General features: G+C 69.5%; 18 protein-coding genes and 1 pseudogene. 6 read left to right on the top strand and 13 right to left on the bottom strand.

Features of this window, described 5'->3' with window-relative positions:
• Positions 1 to 46: 46 nt before the first annotated feature.
• From AB0H21_RS01700 to AB0H21_RS01690, 3 genes are read right to left on the bottom strand one after another with little or no spacing between them, the layout of a single operon-like run.
• The gene (locus AB0H21_RS01700) at positions 47 to 682 is read right to left on the bottom strand and encodes a GPP34 family phosphoprotein (protein WP_358509998.1); all 636 of its coding nucleotides are present in this window, start codon (positions 680 to 682) and stop codon (positions 47 to 49) included.
• Entirely contained in the window at positions 682 to 945 is a 264-nt protein-coding gene (locus AB0H21_RS01695) for a hypothetical protein (protein WP_358509995.1), read from the bottom strand. The genes AB0H21_RS01700 and AB0H21_RS01695 overlap by 1 nt, the downstream gene beginning before the upstream one ends.
• Positions 942 to 1,883: an SPFH domain-containing protein gene (locus AB0H21_RS01690; protein WP_358509992.1), complete on the bottom strand. Its 942-nt coding sequence runs from the start codon at positions 1,881 to 1,883 to the stop codon at positions 942 to 944. The genes AB0H21_RS01695 and AB0H21_RS01690 overlap by 4 nt, the downstream gene beginning before the upstream one ends.
• A 504-nt stretch (positions 1,884 to 2,387) precedes the next feature.
• On the opposite strand from AB0H21_RS01690, the gene AB0H21_RS01685 reads away from it, so the two are divergent.
• Positions 2,388 to 2,735: a helix-turn-helix transcriptional regulator gene (locus tag AB0H21_RS01685; RefSeq protein WP_358509989.1), complete on the top strand. Its 348-nt coding sequence runs from the start codon at positions 2,388 to 2,390 to the stop codon at positions 2,733 to 2,735.
• A gap of 187 nt (positions 2,736 to 2,922) precedes the next feature.
• Positions 2,923 to 3,351 (top strand): hypothetical protein, encoded by a 429-nt coding sequence (locus AB0H21_RS01680; RefSeq protein WP_358509986.1) that lies wholly within the window; start codon positions 2,923 to 2,925, stop codon positions 3,349 to 3,351.
• 354 nt (positions 3,352 to 3,705) lie between these two features.
• Here the strand turns inward: AB0H21_RS01680 and AB0H21_RS01675 are convergent, their stop codons facing one another.
• Both AB0H21_RS01675 and AB0H21_RS01670 read right to left on the bottom strand, forming a co-directional pair.
• Positions 3,706 to 4,425: a hypothetical protein gene (locus AB0H21_RS01675; RefSeq protein WP_358509983.1), complete on the bottom strand. Its 720-nt coding sequence runs from the start codon at positions 4,423 to 4,425 to the stop codon at positions 3,706 to 3,708.
• Complete coding sequence (locus AB0H21_RS01670; RefSeq protein WP_358509981.1) at positions 4,422 to 5,006, bottom strand: RNA polymerase sigma factor; 585 nt, start codon at positions 5,004 to 5,006, stop codon at positions 4,422 to 4,424. The genes AB0H21_RS01675 and AB0H21_RS01670 overlap by 4 nt, the downstream gene beginning before the upstream one ends.
• A 371-nt stretch (positions 5,007 to 5,377) precedes the next feature.
• Between AB0H21_RS01670 and AB0H21_RS01665 the strand changes: the two are divergent.
• Positions 5,378 to 5,767: pseudogene (locus AB0H21_RS01665) on the top strand (N-acetyltransferase family protein); the annotation flags it as partial.
• Positions 5,768 to 5,782: 15 nt separating this feature from the next.
• On the opposite strand, the gene AB0H21_RS01660 reads toward AB0H21_RS01665, so the two are convergent.
• From AB0H21_RS01660 to AB0H21_RS01650, 3 genes are read right to left on the bottom strand one after another with little or no spacing between them, the layout of a single operon-like run.
• Positions 5,783 to 6,145, bottom strand: a complete 363-nt coding sequence (locus AB0H21_RS01660; protein ID WP_358509978.1) for a hypothetical protein — start codon at positions 6,143 to 6,145, stop codon at positions 5,783 to 5,785.
• Between the two features lie 22 nt (positions 6,146 to 6,167).
• Positions 6,168 to 6,575 (bottom strand): ATP-binding protein, encoded by a 408-nt coding sequence (locus AB0H21_RS01655; RefSeq protein WP_358509976.1) that lies wholly within the window; start codon positions 6,573 to 6,575, stop codon positions 6,168 to 6,170.
• Entirely contained in the window at positions 6,572 to 6,817 is a 246-nt protein-coding gene (locus AB0H21_RS01650; RefSeq protein ID WP_358509974.1) for a hypothetical protein, read from the bottom strand. The genes AB0H21_RS01655 and AB0H21_RS01650 overlap by 4 nt, the downstream gene beginning before the upstream one ends.
• A 216-nt stretch (positions 6,818 to 7,033) precedes the next feature.
• Between AB0H21_RS01650 and AB0H21_RS01645 the strand changes: the two genes are divergently transcribed.
• On the top strand, positions 7,034 to 7,906 hold the full coding sequence (locus tag AB0H21_RS01645) for a helix-turn-helix transcriptional regulator (protein WP_358509971.1): 873 nt from the start codon (positions 7,034 to 7,036) through the stop codon (positions 7,904 to 7,906).
• Positions 7,903 to 8,166 carry a DUF397 domain-containing protein gene (locus AB0H21_RS01640; protein ID WP_358509968.1) on the top strand — a complete coding sequence of 88 codons (264 nt, stop codon included), beginning with the start codon at positions 7,903 to 7,905 and terminating at the stop codon, positions 8,164 to 8,166. The genes AB0H21_RS01645 and AB0H21_RS01640 overlap by 4 nt, the downstream gene beginning before the upstream one ends.
• Before the next feature lie 506 nt (positions 8,167 to 8,672).
• On the opposite strand, the gene AB0H21_RS01635 is transcribed toward AB0H21_RS01640, so the two are convergent.
• From AB0H21_RS01635 to AB0H21_RS01615, 5 genes are all read right to left on the bottom strand, one after another.
• On the bottom strand, positions 8,673 to 9,053 hold the full coding sequence (locus AB0H21_RS01635; protein ID WP_358509965.1) for a hypothetical protein: 381 nt from the start codon (positions 9,051 to 9,053) through the stop codon (positions 8,673 to 8,675).
• Entirely contained in the window at positions 9,050 to 10,306 is a 1,257-nt protein-coding gene (locus AB0H21_RS01630) for a hypothetical protein (protein WP_358509962.1), read from the bottom strand. The genes AB0H21_RS01635 and AB0H21_RS01630 overlap by 4 nt, the downstream gene beginning before the upstream one ends.
• A complete protein-coding gene (locus AB0H21_RS01625) occupies positions 10,303 to 11,397 on the bottom strand; it encodes a hypothetical protein (protein WP_358509959.1) in 1,095 nt (364 codons plus the stop codon). Before AB0H21_RS01625 ends, AB0H21_RS01630 begins: the two co-directional genes overlap by 4 nt.
• 96 nt (positions 11,398 to 11,493) lie before the next feature.
• Positions 11,494 to 12,141 (bottom strand): response regulator transcription factor, encoded by a 648-nt coding sequence (locus tag AB0H21_RS01620; RefSeq protein WP_358509956.1) that lies wholly within the window; start codon positions 12,139 to 12,141, stop codon positions 11,494 to 11,496.
• Positions 12,132 to 13,829: a histidine kinase gene (locus tag AB0H21_RS01615; RefSeq protein ID WP_358509953.1), complete on the bottom strand. Its 1,698-nt coding sequence runs from the start codon at positions 13,827 to 13,829 to the stop codon at positions 12,132 to 12,134. The genes AB0H21_RS01620 and AB0H21_RS01615 overlap by 10 nt, the downstream gene beginning before the upstream one ends.
• A gap of 728 nt (positions 13,830 to 14,557) precedes the next feature.
• Between AB0H21_RS01615 and AB0H21_RS01610 the strand changes: the two genes are divergently transcribed.
• Positions 14,558 to 15,109, top strand: coding sequence for a hypothetical protein (locus AB0H21_RS01610; protein ID WP_358509950.1), 552 nt, complete (start codon positions 14,558 to 14,560; stop codon positions 15,107 to 15,109).
• Positions 15,110 to 15,444 lie beyond the last annotated feature (335 nt).

The following is a 15,444-nucleotide window of genomic DNA, read 5'->3' as shown; positions in this document are numbered from 1 at the left end:
CCTCCGCACGACCGCCCCGCCCGCGAGGACGGGGCGCCGTCGCCGTTCAGCCCGCGCTCGCGGCGGCCTGGGCGGCCTGGATCGCCTTGCGCAGGGCCCACGGCACCGGGGCGACCACCTCGGCGAGTTCCTCGCCGCGCACGCGCCTGGCCCGCCAGTCGGCCCTCGGCATCACGGTCTTGAGCCGCAACGTGGCCGCGAGGGCGGCCAGCGCCGCGTCCCTGGGGTCCAGGCGTGAGGCGGGATGGGGGCCGCGCAGGGCCGACGCCACCGTGCCCGCCAGCCTCTTCGGCACCCGCGTGTCGCGGACGGTGACCTTGGTGCGCGGGATGAAGCCGAGCACGCGGCCGCGTTCCACGCGGATCCAGCCGCCCGACTCCAGGCGGTCGCGCACCTGCCGCGCCGCCGTGCCCGAGCCCTTGTTCACCCAGTGCTGCCAGGTGCGCCGCCGCGACACCGCCACCATCTGGAGCGTCTCGTCGAGCAGGGGATCGGCCACCGTCTTCGCCTGGGCGACCGGGCCGCCGGTCGCGTCGGCGATGTGGCCGGCGAGCAGCAGCTCGGCGAGGATGCCCGCGCGCATCAGATACCCGCGCTCCGAGCAGTAGGTCATCCGCTTCTTCTCGACATCGTAGGTGAGCAGGTAGAGCCGTTCGGGCAGCGTGTCCGGGACGTCCACCATCATTCCTCCTCGTCACCGTCGCCGGTGTCCGTCTGATCCCCGGTGCCCGCGGCCTCGCCGCCGGGGTCCGGCCTCTTGGGGGGACGGCCACGCCGAGGCATGCCGCCGACGTCGCCGGGAAGCCGCCCCGCCGCGGACAGCGCCCGGCGGAGCAGGAACTCGATCTGCGCGTTCGTGCTGCGGAGCTCGTCGCCCGCCCACTTGGCGATCGCGTCGTGAACGGCGGGGTCCAGGCGCAGGAGGATCTTCCTGCGCTCGCTCACTGGTACAGGGAGCCGGCGTTGACGACCGGCTGCACGTCCCGGTCGCCGCAGAGCACGACGAGCAGGTTGCTCACCATGGCCGCCTTGCGCTCGTCGTCGAGGTCGACGACCTGGGCCGCGTCGAGCCGGTGCAGGGCCGCCTCGACCATGCCGACCGCGCCCTCCACGATGCGCTGCCGGGCCGCCACGACCGCGCCCGCCTGCTGGCGCCGCAGCATGGCCTGGGCGATCTCCGGCGCGTACGACAGGCGCGTGATGCGCGACTCGATGACGCGGACGCCCGCCGAGGAGACGCGCGCGGCGATCTCGATCGACAGCTTGCCGGTGATCTCGTCGGCGTTGTCGCGCAGCGAGAGCTGGCCGTCGTCGTGCGAGTCGTAGGGATAGTTGCCCGCGATGTGCCGGACGGCCGTCTCGGTCTGGATCGCGACGAACTCCACGAAGTCGTCCACCTCGAACACGGCCTTGGCGGTGTCCTCGACCTGCCAGACCACGACGGCGGCCATCTCGATGGGGTTGCCGTCGAGGTCGTTGACCTTCGCGATGTCGGTCTCGTGGTTGCGGATACGGGTGGAGACCTTGCGCTTCTGGGTGAAGGGGACCACCCACCGCAGGCCGTCGGTGCGGACCGTGCCGAGGTAGCGGCCGAGCAACTGCACGACCCGGGCCTCGCCGGGGGCGATCGCGATGAGGCCGCTGAGCACGATGGCCACCAGGACCAGCAGGATCGCACCCAGCGCGACCAGCGGGCCGTTCTTCTCCGCGCCCTGGACGATCAGCACCGCGGCGCCGACCAGCATGAGCAGGCCGAGGCCCAGCATGGGCCACCCGTTGAGGTCGACCGGCCTGCGCTCGCTCACCCGCGACGCGGGCATCTCCACGGCCACGTGCTCGATCTCGTTCACCTTCGCCACCGTCCTTGGGGATTGCTTGACCATGGCACAACCATAGCAAAGTGATATCACTTTTCAAGGGGTGGCCGGACATCCTCCGAGGACGAGCCCCGTGCGGCCGGTGCGTGAGGCCGGAGCGGGGTCCGAGGCCGGGCAGGTGACTCCTCCCTCCGGCCTCGGTCGCGGGACGAGGGGGTGCGGCGCGGAAGGGTCGGCCGGGTTTTGGTGGCGGATGGAACCAGGGTTGCGTATCTCATCTAATCCATTAATGCGGACCTAAATCAGTAACTTTCATTGATGTGCACTGGTTTCGGCCGGAGTGGCGACCCATAAATCGCCCGGAGAGTCGTCACGCGCCCGGCAATGGCGGGTGATAAGGGGGTCCGGGCTGTTGGCACGCCAACTGGTTCATGAAATATTCCTTGAGTGACGTTCGGACTCAAGTGGTTAGTAAGATCCAGTGGTTACCACGAGAAATGGATCACGCTCTTGCCGGTCGCCGCCGCCTAGAGTGGCGGCCGCCAGGTTTCGGCCCGGGTTATTCCTCTTATGTTCGTTGTCTTTCCGTGTGAACGCGGAGAACAGGAGGGTGCAATGGAGCCATCTCGGGAGAATCTTCTCGAAGAGGGTTCGCTGGAAGGGTGGAGTTCGTCCGTGGAACTCCTCACACCTCGGCAACTTGATGTGTTCTTCCTTCTGGGGAAGGGCCTGTCGACCAAGCAGATAGCAATCCGGCTGACCGTTACCGAGCACACGGTCAAGGCGCACACGGCCAGAATTCTCCACGTTCTCGGCCTGGAATCCCGGTTACAGGCCGGGCTGGTCGCATACGTGTACGCGACGTCCGTGACGAGAAGGGGAGCCGGTCATCCGAATACGTCGCGCGGGGACCTTTAGCGGTAAGTGTGAGCGCCCGCGGAAGCTTACCCAAAAGGCTAATTGATATCGGCCTCGGCCGGGCGCATTCTCGTTCTGGAGCTACTCGGGCGTGTTCGACCGAATAACGCTCGATCGGATAACCCCAGGTCACACGATGCGCTGGGGGGATTCGCCCAGTTTTTCGCCGCATAGGAAAGGAATCCGCGTGAAGATCAAGACCATGCTCGGAGTCGTCGCGACGGCGCTCATCATGGCCTTCGGCCTCCTGCCGATGGCCGCGGCCTCGGCCTCCACGAGCACGGCCACCGCCCCCGGTGCGACGGTCACCAGCACATCGGCCACCCAGGGCACCAAGACCGACGTCGCCATCCGCACGACGACGACCAAGACCCTGGGCAACGCGGCCGTCTCCCGCGCCGGGGCCGGCACCGCAGCTGCCACGTGCTACAACGGCTTCGTCTCCGGCGCCAGTTTCTATATGACCTGCACCAGCGACGCCAATGGCTACCGCGTCTTCCTCGACTGCAGCAACGGGCTCCGCTACTACTTCGGCACCCTGTACATCGGTTCGTGGAACCACATCCTCACCTGCCCGGCCGGCACGGCCGCGGTCTGGGGCGGCTGGTGGCTCTGACCCCACCGGCGCGCCTTTGACAGCGGAACAAGGGGCTCCCGGGAAACCGGGAGCCCCTTTTCGCCGTCAAAGCCGCCCTGCACCGAAGGCAGGGGCCGTGGTGACTCGCACGTCGTTTTCCGGATATATCGGCCCTTACGGTCCGGGGACCGGTCGTGACAGGGAAAGCGCGCACCGCCGCGATTACCGGCCGCCCCACCCCGCGGAGAACCGGCGCCCGGCCGGTGCGTCCACGGCCCTCATACTCACGCCAAGTGAGCGAGAGCCCGTCCGGGCGCGTGTTTCGGACACGCCGCAACCGCCGGCGCGGTGGCCTGCCGGAGTACGTGGGGCGCTCCGGCAGGCCACTGCGGCTCAGGAGCCGGCCGGGGTTCCCGGGTGCGCCTCACCGGGCCGGATCGGCACCACCTTGACGGGGTCGTCGCCGGCCGGGCCGGAGACGGCCGCGCAGGGGGCCACCGGGCCCTCCACGACGCTCGTGGCGATGCTGCCCGCCCGCGCCGGGTCGTCCCGGACGAAGGTGGCCTCGACGACCAGCGTCTGCCCCGCCTTGAGGCGACCCGGGGGCACCTGGAACATGACGCCTCCGGAGCCGTCCACCGGCCGCTCCAGCAGGAGGGCTGGCACGGCGGCCTGCCGGCCGCGCGGCTGCCGGCATGATCGGCCGGCCGGGAGGTAGTCGACCACGGCGCGGACGCCGGCCTCGCGCAGGCTCGCCTGGAGCTTCTCCGGCTCCAGGAACTGGTGGATCTGCACGGTCACCGTCCCGTCCGCGAGCCGCTCCACCGCGTAGGCCGGCGTGCCCAGCGCCAGCGGCAGCGCCGCCGCCGCGGCGGCCGCGGCGGCCCCCGCCAGGGCCAGCAGCGCCAGGCGCCTTCGCCGGGGAGCGGCCGCCCGTCGCCCGGCCGGTTGCGGCGGCCCGGCCGGCGCCGTCAGGGCGTACGTCGCGGGCGCGGTCATCGGGCCGGTGGCCTGGGCCCGGGCCAGGAGCATCGTGTGCACGCGGCCGCGGGCCGCATCCGACAGCGGCGGCACATCGGCGCCGATCGTCGTGAGCAGGTCGATCTCGTTCATCGTGCGGGCCTGCCTTCCAAGGGCGTGGACGTGATGGCGGAACGGAGCTGGGCTCTGGCGCGGTGGATCCGCGACCGCACCGTGCCGACCGGGATCTCCAGCGTCGCGGCGATCTCTTCGTACTTCAGGTCGGCCCAGGCGTAGAGCAGGAGGGCGTCGCGGTCGCCCTCCGTCATGGCGGCGAGGGTGTGGACCACCGACCGGACCACCGCACCGGCGTCGACCCGCTCGGCCACCTGGTCGGCCGGAGAGGGCTCGGCGAGGGCGAGATCGGACCGGGTCTGCGCCAGCGCCTTCCAGCGCCGCGCCTCGGCCCGGCCGTGGCTGCGCAGCAGCGTGGTGGCGATGCCGAGCAGCCACGGCAGCGCTCCCGTGGGGCTGCGCTCGCCCGAGAAGCGGTGCCGCTGCTCGAAGGCGACCAGGAAGGTGTCGGACATCAGGTCATCGGCCACGTCCGGCCCCGCCCGGCGTGCCAGGTAGCGGTGGACCTGATCGGCGTAGCGGGCGAACACCTCGGTGAACACCTCCGGCGACCAGAGCGATTTCTCGATCAGGGCCGCGTCGGTCAGCTCGGTCGTCATACCTCACCAGATCGGTCGTCCAGTCGTTCTCTCTCTTCTTATTGGTCCGCCGCGCCGATCCGGTTCACGGCGGTGCCCGCATTCTTGGCGCCCCGCGCGAAATACCCGATGTGCGCGGAAAGGGAGGCTGGTGGGATGGCCGGCGGTAGAGCGGCAAAGGTGATATCTGGGAGTCGACGGTATTAACGCCTACTCAACGGGATTAATCCGGTTTTGAATTGCGGCCCGCGCCGGCGCCGAGTTCGGGCCGCGGGCGGTGAGGCGTCAGCCCCACGCCGGGCTCGCGGTCCGCGGGCTCCGGACGACGCCGGCGTGGCGGTCGAGCAGGACGCCGGCCACTTCAGGGCCCGCGCACCTTCGAGACCGAAGCCCCAGAGTGGGAGCACTTCGACGCGGCCAAGCTCCCCGCGCACCGGCACGTCGCCGTGGACGAGGCCGGGCGGGTTCTGGGCTGGGTCGCGGCGATGGCGGTGTCGGACCGGTGCGCGTACGCCGGAGTGGTCGAGCACTCCGTCTACGTCCACCCCGCCGCCCGCCGTCGGGGAGCCGGCGCCGCCCTTCTGGCCGCTCTGATCGCCTCCACCGAAGCCGCCGGGATCTGGACGATCCAGTCCGGGATCTTCCCAGAGAACACCGCCAGCCTCGCCCTGCACGCCCGGGCCGGATTCCGGATGGTCGGCACCCGGGAGCGGATCGGCCGCCACCGCGGCATCTGGCGCGACGTCGTGCTGATCGAACGGCGCAGCGCAGCCATCTCCTGACCGCGCCCGCCGCGTTCATCCACGGCGGGCGGCCGGGTCCCGGCCTTCCTGCCAGCGGGCCGGCGCCTCCGGCCGAGGCAGGTCGGTGGCCGTGCTGGTGTCGAAGGGACCGCGAAGGCGCCGGGCGAGTTCGGGGTCGGAGTAGATCTCAGCGGTGGCCGTCCACTCACGCAGCGCACGGGCGAACGGCACGAGAAGGCCGGTGGCGGCGCCGGCCAGGAGGTGGTCGAGCAGTTCGGTCACGCACTCAGGACGCGCTTCCGTGGGTAGCCACGTCAACCACGGAAGCTCCTCGGAGAACACCTTCTCGGCGCGAGCCCGATTGGATCGGGCGATGATCGACAGAGACCTGGCCGCCAGGCGAAGGCCGTCGGTCATGGCCTGGAACCGCTCCGAGCGGTCACTTGCCGTCGAGCTGGAACCAGACCACACGCCCGGCTGCGGTCTCGTACCAGCCCCAGGCCGTCGCCACCTCCTGGAGCAGCCAGAGACCGCGCCCGCCGCCGCTGTCGAGGCGGGTCTCCAGGCAGACTGTGGGCCGGTTGCTCCAGGAGCCCCCGTCGATCACGTCGACGTGCAGCGTCCCGTCGTGCACGGCGACCGCGATGCTGATCCGCCCGGCCGGGCACCGCCCGGAGTCGGAGTACCGGACCGCGTTGGCGACCAGCTCGGTGACGAGCAACAGCGCGTCGTCGGCCTGCGGGTGATCGGTGCCGTCCAGCAGCCCGCGCACGCACCGCCGCGCCCTCGGCACCGCCGCGACCTGTGCCGGGATGTCCACTTGCCCCAGCAGCCCCAGCGCCTTCACCGGACCCCCTTCACGATCCGCCCGGACACCGCCCGCACCCAGCTCAGCTCCCGCCGAGTACGCGCCCGCTCACCGTCCCGCCCTCGCCGTCCGGCCCCTGGACGGTCCGGAGGCACGAAGATCTCCAGGCTCGGCCGCCGCCCCGGCGGAAGCCGGACGACCGAATCGAACCCGAGATCGTCCAACTCAGCGGCCAGCTCGACGAGCCGGACCTTCCACGATGGGAACTCGCCCGCGTTCATGCCCTCGCCTGTCCCTTCTGCTCAGGCTGAGCAGGTGCGTCCTCAGGCGATGACGCTGCTCAGCTGCTGACTTTGCAACACCACCAGATGGTCCAGTGAGTACGCTCAGTTAGCAACCGATTCTGCAAAGTTACCATCGCTCTCGCTTTTGGATTTCCGCAGTGCCGGTGCGTGGTTGGCTGCACACTGTACGTATCCAACTGGGAGGTTGATGTGATGGGACGTGGCCCGACGGTGCGGCGCCGGCGACTGGCCGGCGAGCTGCGCAGGTTGCGCGAGCGTCAAGCGGTAACGATCGAGGAGGCTGCCGAGCGGGTCGGCTGGTCCACGGCGAAGCTCTCGCGGATCGAGACCGCTCGGGTCGGGGTCACGTCACCCGACCTCACCCGGCTCCTTGACCTGTACGAACTCGACACGCAGAAGAGGGCCACGCTGCACTCCTTGGCGAGAACGGCCCGCACCAGGGGCTGGTGGGACGCGTACTCGGACTCCCTGCCGAGCGACTACGCGACCTACATCCAGCTCGAAGCGGAAGCGGCGTTCGTCCGGAGCTTCGACGGGATGCTCGTGCACGGACTCCTCCAGACCGAGGACTATGCCCGCGAGGTCATTCGCTCCGCCTTGATGGCACTGTCCCCTCCGGCCGAGGTGGAGCGCCGGGTCGAGGTCCGTATGACCCGCCAGAAACTCCTGCTCAGTGAGGACAGCCCTCTCCGGTTCTGGACGGTGATCGACGAAGCGGCTCTTCGGCGCTGTGTCGGCTCGGAATCGGTGATGCGTGGACAGTACGCCAAGCTGCTTGAGTGCATGATGTGGGACAACGTCACGATTCAGGTACTGCCGACTGCCGTGGGTGCTCACCCGGCGACTGCGGGGAGCTTCGCCATCATGGAGTTCCGTGAGCCCCATGACCCTAATGTCGCCTACGTCGAGAGCATGACAAGCATCTTGTACGTAGAGGGTGATGTCGAGTTGTATCGGTATACGCTCGCCTTCGATCACCTACGGGCGGTCGCGCTCAGTCCTGATAGGTCACGAGCACTGATCAGTCAGATGGCTGAGCGGTCTTCGGAACGCTGCGGTCAATGAGAGAGCGGAGTGATCTCGTAGTGGACGTAACGCGCATTGAGTGGCGTAAGAGCAGTCGAAGCGGCGATGGGCCGAATTGCGTGGAAGTAGCCAGAGTGGACAACGGGCAAGCGAATCTTGGTCGCTCACGGCAGGCTCGCCGCCTCGTCATGGTACGTGACTCCAAGATCTCCAGCAGTCCAATCCTCGCGGTCAGTCCCCCCGAATGGGGGATTTTCCTCGACGGTGTCAAGCGGGGCTGGTTCGGAGATCAGGCATGATCTCCCGACTACTACGTTGAGAGTTCCCCATCCCTGCGGAGGACAAGCGACAGCCTGACCTGTACCTATCCCGGCTGACCGTCACGCTGGCCGCTGCCGCGCCCGTGTTGTTATCAGGCTGGCGCGGCTTGGCGTGCCCATCCTGTCGGATCGACGGTGCATCATGGCGCTTCGCGGTGCGTGCCGGTACGCGGGGCGCTGGGGACGGGGAAGGGGCGATCAGATGTCGGTTGTCCGCTGCACTGGTCAAGGATCTCCAGCGGCAGGCCGGGCGGGTAGCAGCCGACCTCCGCGAGCAGGCCGAGCGGATCCACTTCTCCGCCCGAAAAAAAGAAGCATCAGCTATCGAAATGGCCGAATCTACTAAGTGACATGAAGCGCTCCGGCTTCGATGGAGGACGTCAGCGTCCCAGAACTGATTAGGAAGACAGAATCGTTGGCCGGACAGACCTGCCAGTCGGACGGGACGACGCACGCCGATCCACCCACCAAGATCTTCACGACACTTAGCCGGTGATGAGGGTGTTGAGCGTGAGGGTTTCCTCGCCGGATCGGCCGGCGAGGCGGACGGACAGTTCCCATACGCCGGTCATGAAGAACAGGTCACCCTCGGCGACGAATTGGCCGGGAGCGGTCTTCCTGGCGGTGACCTCGGGCATCGCATGACCCATGGTGGTCATCACGGCGGCAACGGTGACCGTGTCGGCCTCGCCCCTGTCCAGCCGTACGTCGATCGCCTTCCGGTCGGCTGTGACGGTGATGGCGTAGTGGGTTCCCGTCGTGGTCACCGGGTCCACGCCCGAGGTGCGGGCGACGACGAACGCGACCACCACGGCCGCCACGAGCCCGGCGAACACCAGGACCCTCAGGCCCTTGATCTGCATCATCGGGGAACCTCCACGGTGAAGGGCACGGTGGTGATGCCGCGGTCTGTGGCGTACTGTGCCCAGGCGAAGTAGCGGCCCGGCGTGGGGAAGCTGAACGTGAAGCGCAACCGGCTGCCGGGTGCCCCCATCTCGTGGACGTGGCCGAGGAAGTCGCCGTCCGCGTCGCGCACGATGAGGTGACCCGCCATCCCGAGCCACGGCCGCGGCGTGCCACTTGTGGTCACCTCGACGGTGACCACCCGCCTCGCCTGCGGTACGGCGGGCGTCACCGTGGCAGCCCCTTCGGTGGCGTCCTTGATCGCCGGATCAGACGAGCCCGTGGACTTTGCCGGCCCGGTGACCGTGAAAGCGCCGGTGAGGAGCTGGCCACCGGAGTCGGTGCGTTCGAGCTCGACGTAGGTGAGATAGCGACCGGGACGGTCGGCGCGCAGCCGTACCTCCAGGCGGCCGGGCGCGGTGCGCAGCGGATGGACGTGGCGGAAGTAGCGGCCGTCCTCGCTGGTGACCACCAGGTGGGCCATGGCCTCGTGGTGGATGGTGAGGTCGTCGACGGGACGCCCCGTGGACCCGTCGAACAGTTCCACGCGCGCCACGAACTCCTCGCCCACGGCCGGGCGGGCGGGGACCGTGGTCACCACTCGCTGGACGTACGGGCGGCTGAGCACCGAGTCCGTGGGGCGCGGCTCGGCGCCGTCCGGCGACCCGGCGGGCAGCCAGGGATCGAGGATCACGATCAACGCGGCCACCGTGAGGCCCGCCGCGGCGACCGCGGTCACCACGAAGGCCGACCGGCCGCGCCGGTTGAACGCCCCGGTGAGCAGGCCGCCCACCAGGAGCAGACCGGCCACGAACAGGCCGCCGTAGATCAGGAACTCCCACCCCGAACCGCGGTCCACCAGGACCCGGAACGGGATCACCGCGGTCTCGCCCCCGGCGCTGACGGTCAGTTCGTGCGACCCGGTCTCCTCGGCCCGTAGCTCGGCGGGGCGACCCGGCGCCACCGTGCCCTGGACGACCCGCCCGTCTGCCACCGACCGGAGCCGCAGGTCCAGCGCCGGGGCGGACGGGAACCCGACCACCTCGACGCGCAGCGGCCCCGGCACCCGGGTCGTGGCCTTGATCACCAGGGTCAGTTCCGCGCCCGCGATCGTCTGCGCGAGCCGCAGGTCCGCCCCCGCCTTGACGTCGTGCGCCGCCGCCGGCGACGCCAGCACCACCAGCAGCAGGCCGACCAGGAAGAGCAGCCGGATCATGCCCGCCGGGTGCCGGACTCGCCGGCCTCCGCGGGCATCGCGTTCGGGAGGAACAGGACGCCAAGGACGAGGCCGATAAGACCGGCCACGACCGGGGCGCCGGCCCACAGTTCGGGTACGGCGGGCAGCCGCCCGGCGACCAGGGAGGCGACCGCGATGTACAGGGACCAAGTGGCGAACGCCGACAGACCGGCGAAGGCCCAGTAGGCGCCCCGGCGCTCCCGCGAGGGGCGCAGCCACCGGTTCAGCAGGTCGCCCACCAGCCCGGCGGCGACGAACGTCAGCAGGATCGGCAGGTTGCGGAAGGCCGTCTGCGCGCCCGGCATCAGGACGCCCACCACGGACAGCACGGTCACACTCCCGAATGGCAGCTGCCACCGCCGCTGGAGGAACAGCACCGGAGCGATCAGCACCACGTTCGTGATGATCATTGATGCGGCCAGGTAGCTGGCGCCGCCGCGGATGTCGTCCACGGTGGAGAAGGCTTGGACGACGCTGTTCGCGGTCCAGTTCATGGCGTTGCCGTACGACACGAACAGCGACACCAGCGTGGCGCCGAGGCCAAGCCCGGCCAGCGCCGGCAGCAGCCGCGACAGCCGGGGCCGGTCCCCGATGCCCGGGGCGGTCCATGCCGAGCGGAGCGGGGTCGTGATGATGAGCATCATCGTCACGACCAGCCCCAGGTGGGATGGGCTGAACAAGATGTCGACAGTCTTCTCGATGCCCAGGAACGTGTGCCACATCATGTCGGCGAACCCGAACGCGCCGAACCCCGGGATGGCGAGCAACCCCGCGAGGTACCCGTTCGGCACCGCGGCCAGCCCGCTCCGACCAGCGCGCATGTTGCGGTAGACCTGCCAGATGATCCACCCCGACACCGCCGCGAACCCCGAGTAGAACACCGCGTGCCAGGGCGTGAAGAACGTCTCCAGCTCGGCCAGGTTACTGTGCGCCCAAGCGTCGATCATCAGCCCGCCGCCGAACCAGATGCCGAGTAACACCGTGACCAGGTCCGTCCGAGGGCTCACCCACGTGCGCGCCTCCCCGGAGTCCGCGAGCAGCCCCCGCACCCCAGCATCCACCGCCGCCATCAGAATGCTCCTTTCCGTCGATCTGATCCTTGGCGATGGCGGCCGGAAGGGGAACCGGGCTGGCACGGCCCCAGAGGTACGGTTATCCGCACCCCGTCATGCGTTCAGGTAACGCAGCACTGCGAGCACCCGCCGGTGGTCGTGCGCGCTCGCCTCCAGGCCGAGCTTGGCGAAGATGCTCGTGCAGTGCTTCTCCACAGTGCGCTCGGCGATGGCCAGCCGCTCGGCGATTGCCATGTTCGTGCGCCCCTCGGCCATCAACCGCAGCACAGCGCGCTCGCGCTCGGTGAGCCGGCCCAGCGGGTCACCGGGCTGCCGGTGGCGACCGACGAGCTGCTCGACGACGACCGGGTCCAGCGCCGACCCACCCGACCCCACCCGGCGAATGGCCGCGGCGAACTCGGCCAGGTCCGACACCCGGTCCTTCAGCAGGTAGCCCACGCCCTCCGTGCGGCCGCCGAGCAGCTCGACCGCGTAGCTCACCCGGACGTACTGCGACAGCACCAGCACCCCCACCGTCGGATGCCGCTCCCGTAGCGTGACCGCGGCGCGCAACCCCTCGTCGGTGTGCGTGGGCGGCAGCCGGATGTCGAGCACGGCCACATCGGGCGGGTCCGTCCTCACATGAGCGAGCAGCTCCTCGGCGTGGTCGACGCACGCCGCCACCGCGAACCCGGACTCGGCCAGCAGCCGGGCCAGGCCCTCGCGGAACAGTGTGGAGTCCTCGCAGATTGCTACGCGCACGGCAGGATCACCTTCAGCACGGTTCCCTGCCCCGGTGGGCTGTCGATCGTGAGCTTGCCACCGTTGGCCTCAGCGCGGTCGGCGAGCCCGGCGAGCCCTGAGCCGCGCGCGGGATCGGCACCGCCCACGCCGTCGTCGCCCACATCGACCAGGAGGCTGCCGCCGTCGTGGGCGAGCCGTACCCACGCCTTCGACGCGGCGGCGTGCCTGGTCACGTTGGCCAGGGCCTCGTTGACGATGTAGTAGGCCGCGCTCTCCACGGACTGTGGTAGCGGCTCGTCCAGCACGAGGTCGCAGGTGACGGCGAAGGGGGCGACCGCGGCAAGCTCCGTGACCGCGCCCGACAGGCCGCGCTCGGTCAGCACCGGCGGGTGGATGCCGTGGCTGACCGCACGCAGGTCGTCCAGCGCCGTCAGCACCGCCGTCTTGGCCTCGCCGATCAGGTGTACGGCCCGCCCGGGCTCTGTGCCGGCCTCGGCCAGCCCGAGCGTCATCGCCACCGACAGGAGCCGCTGCTGCACGCCGTCGTGCAGGTCGCGTTCGATCTTGCGGCGCTCGGCCTCGCCCCACTGCAACATCCGCCGCCGCGAGGCCGCGAGCTGCCACAGCCGGGCCCGCAGGTCCGCGGTGAGCCGCTCGTTCTCCAGGGCGAGCGCCGCGGCGGCGCACGCGGCCTCGACGAGCAAGGGCTGCTCGAGAAGGGCGGCGTCGTGCACGAGTACGGCGAGCGGCGCCTCAGCCTGGTCGACGCGGGTGACGACCCTGCCCGGCCCCGGGTCCAGGTCGACTGGGCGGCCGTCGGTATCCACATAGCGGTCCTGCTCGGCCGTCCAATAGCCCACGGTCAGCCCTGGGTCTCGTAGGGTGGCGGCCAGCTCGTCACGCAGCGTGTCCGGCCGTTCGCGCCTGCTCAGGCGTACTACGAGCTCGGCCACGCGGCCGTGGTCGATCCGGCTTCGCATGAGGCCGACCAGGTACGCCAGCGGGACCGCCACGAATGCCGCCAGCCTGACGAGTGTGAAGGTGACCTGCAGCGGGTTCGGGCCGAAGAGGTCGGCCATGTGGTCCCCGGCGAAGGTGATCGTGGCGACCGTTGAGGCGATGGCGACCGGCGTGACCACCCGGCGCTGTGCCACGCTCGCCTGACGCCAGCGCTTGACCGTGAGAGCGATCACCGCGCCGGAGATCAGGACGGTCACCGTCCAGGAGGAGGCGTCGAGCACGACGATGAGATGCCGGAGCGGCGGGGGGAGGGGAAGGTATGTGACGGCCTGGGCCGTAGGAAGCACAAGAGCTGCGACGTACGCCAGGCCGGTCACCACCCGGTAGGACACGAAGCCCAGTCTGCCGGTGGGAAAGGCGAGGAACAGGTGGCAGGCGACGCCGGCCCACATGCCGCCCGACGCCAGCGCCCACAGCGGCTCTTCGGGGAGGAACAACAGCTGCGTGGGAATCCAGGCGACCCCGAGCGCCACCATGAGTGGGCCGACCTGGTTACGCGGGTGCTCCCGCCAGGCTACGGTCCCGGCCGTGAGGAAGGAGACGCCGACCGACGCGCCGAGCATACAGATCGGGCCGTGCCGCCAGATGGGGCCCTGACCGGTCCCGAGAACGTTGACGATCAGCAGCCACGTCCCTGCCGCCGCGACGGCGAGTAACGTGGTGGTGCCCTTGGAACGCGTCGCCATCGCCCACCCCTGATGGAATCGTACGGGCGAACCGCCCGGAATGAGGCTGACCACGGGTCAAGCACGGAGGATCTCAACGCCCCTGGTGCTCACGATTGACGTGAGGCGGCCACGATAGCGGTCAACGAGGGTGGGCCGGTACTGCGGGGGCGTTTAGCGGGCGTGATCGCGTTGGGTGTGCATCATGTCCGCCACGCCGTACTCGATCAACCTGTGACATGCAGAACTTGACCTCGCCGTCTCAAAATTTGAGAACTCCTCCAGCCCTGACGCCGGGGCCCTGACGCAGCCACAGCTCCTTGGTGGAGATGGGAGTCACCCGTTCGGGGCTGGTGGATGCCTGAGCCGGGGAGAGCGGAAGGTGACGGGAAAATGCAGGTGAGTTGCAAGCGGGACGGCTTATCCTTGTTCGCGTAAAGCTTCGGAACTGTGCTTCGGCGGCGACGCACCGATCGTCCTCGGTTTCTCGCCACGCGGCGGTTCATCGTGATCCGGGCTCGACCTTCGCCCGATCCGAGCGAGCCGCCTTCCCCTCCCGGAATTGAAACCCGGGAATTCCCGATCCGGCCCGGCCGGAATCGCGGCCGCGGGGGCGGCCGCGCGGTTCCACGCCGTCCCGCACCGCCTTCGAGCAGGGCGTTCGGGCGCGGCGCGAGCCTTTCGCGTCCGCCGGCCATTTGGTTTCCCTCATCGTCCGAAATCGTCCGACAGCGTTAGTGGAGGACCAGGTGTCAGGCAAAGGAGCGGGCATCGCAGCCGCGCTCATCGCGGCGGGAGCGGCCATCGTCGCGGCGCTCATCACCACCAAGGCGCCGATCTGCCCGGATTTCATGTGCGGCCCGGACAAGGCCACCGAGAAGGACCACAACGGGGGGAGCACCCGCATCATCAAGGTGCCTGGACCCGGGGGCAAGGCGGGTGTCGAGGTCACGCCGGGGGAGATCAACTGCACCAGCGAGGGCGGCTGCGACAACAACGAGGTGATCATCAAGAGCGTGGGAGACGCCATTCTGAAGGTGACCTACATGGAGTTCCGGGGGGCGGGAAAGGCGTACTTCACCCAGGACGGCTCCTGCGAGCGCAAGAACCTGGCCTCCGGAGTGTCCTGCTCGTTCGGCGTGAACTTCACCTCGCCTCCCGAGGGCGGCACCGTGACCGCCACCCTCGTCATCCACCACAACGTCGGAGCGGACCCCACGACCGTGAACCTGCGCGGCGAGGCGCCGATCCCGACCGACCCCCCGACCACCGACCCCAGCCCCCTGCCGTCCGACGGCTAGGCCGTGTCTGACGATTGATCTTGGGCGGTGGTGATGCGTGAGAGCCAGTCGCGTAGCAGCGCGAGTTCTTTGCTGCTCAGCCCTGGCACGTGAGCGTCGGAGAGGGATCCGAGAAGCCGGCGGGCTGCGGGCACGTGCCCGAGCTGTTCGTTGCCGGGGGCGACACCTGTGAGCTGTGCGATCACCGCGTCCCTGAGCTGCCGCGAGTAGGGTGCGTCGGGGCTCCCGCCATGCCGGATGAGGTGAAGAGTGGCACCGGTTGCGGCCGCTTCCAGCAAGGCGACCGCCTCGTCTATCGGAATGACAAGCAGCCTCGCGTCTAGGCGGTGGAGTGG

The organism is Sphaerisporangium sp. NPDC051011 (assembly GCF_040653595.1).
Lineage (GTDB): Bacteria > Actinomycetota > Actinomycetes > Streptosporangiales > Streptosporangiaceae > Sphaerisporangium.
The sequence above is the reverse complement of the archived record's forward strand: the minus strand, read 5'-3'. Positions and strand labels throughout refer to the sequence as shown.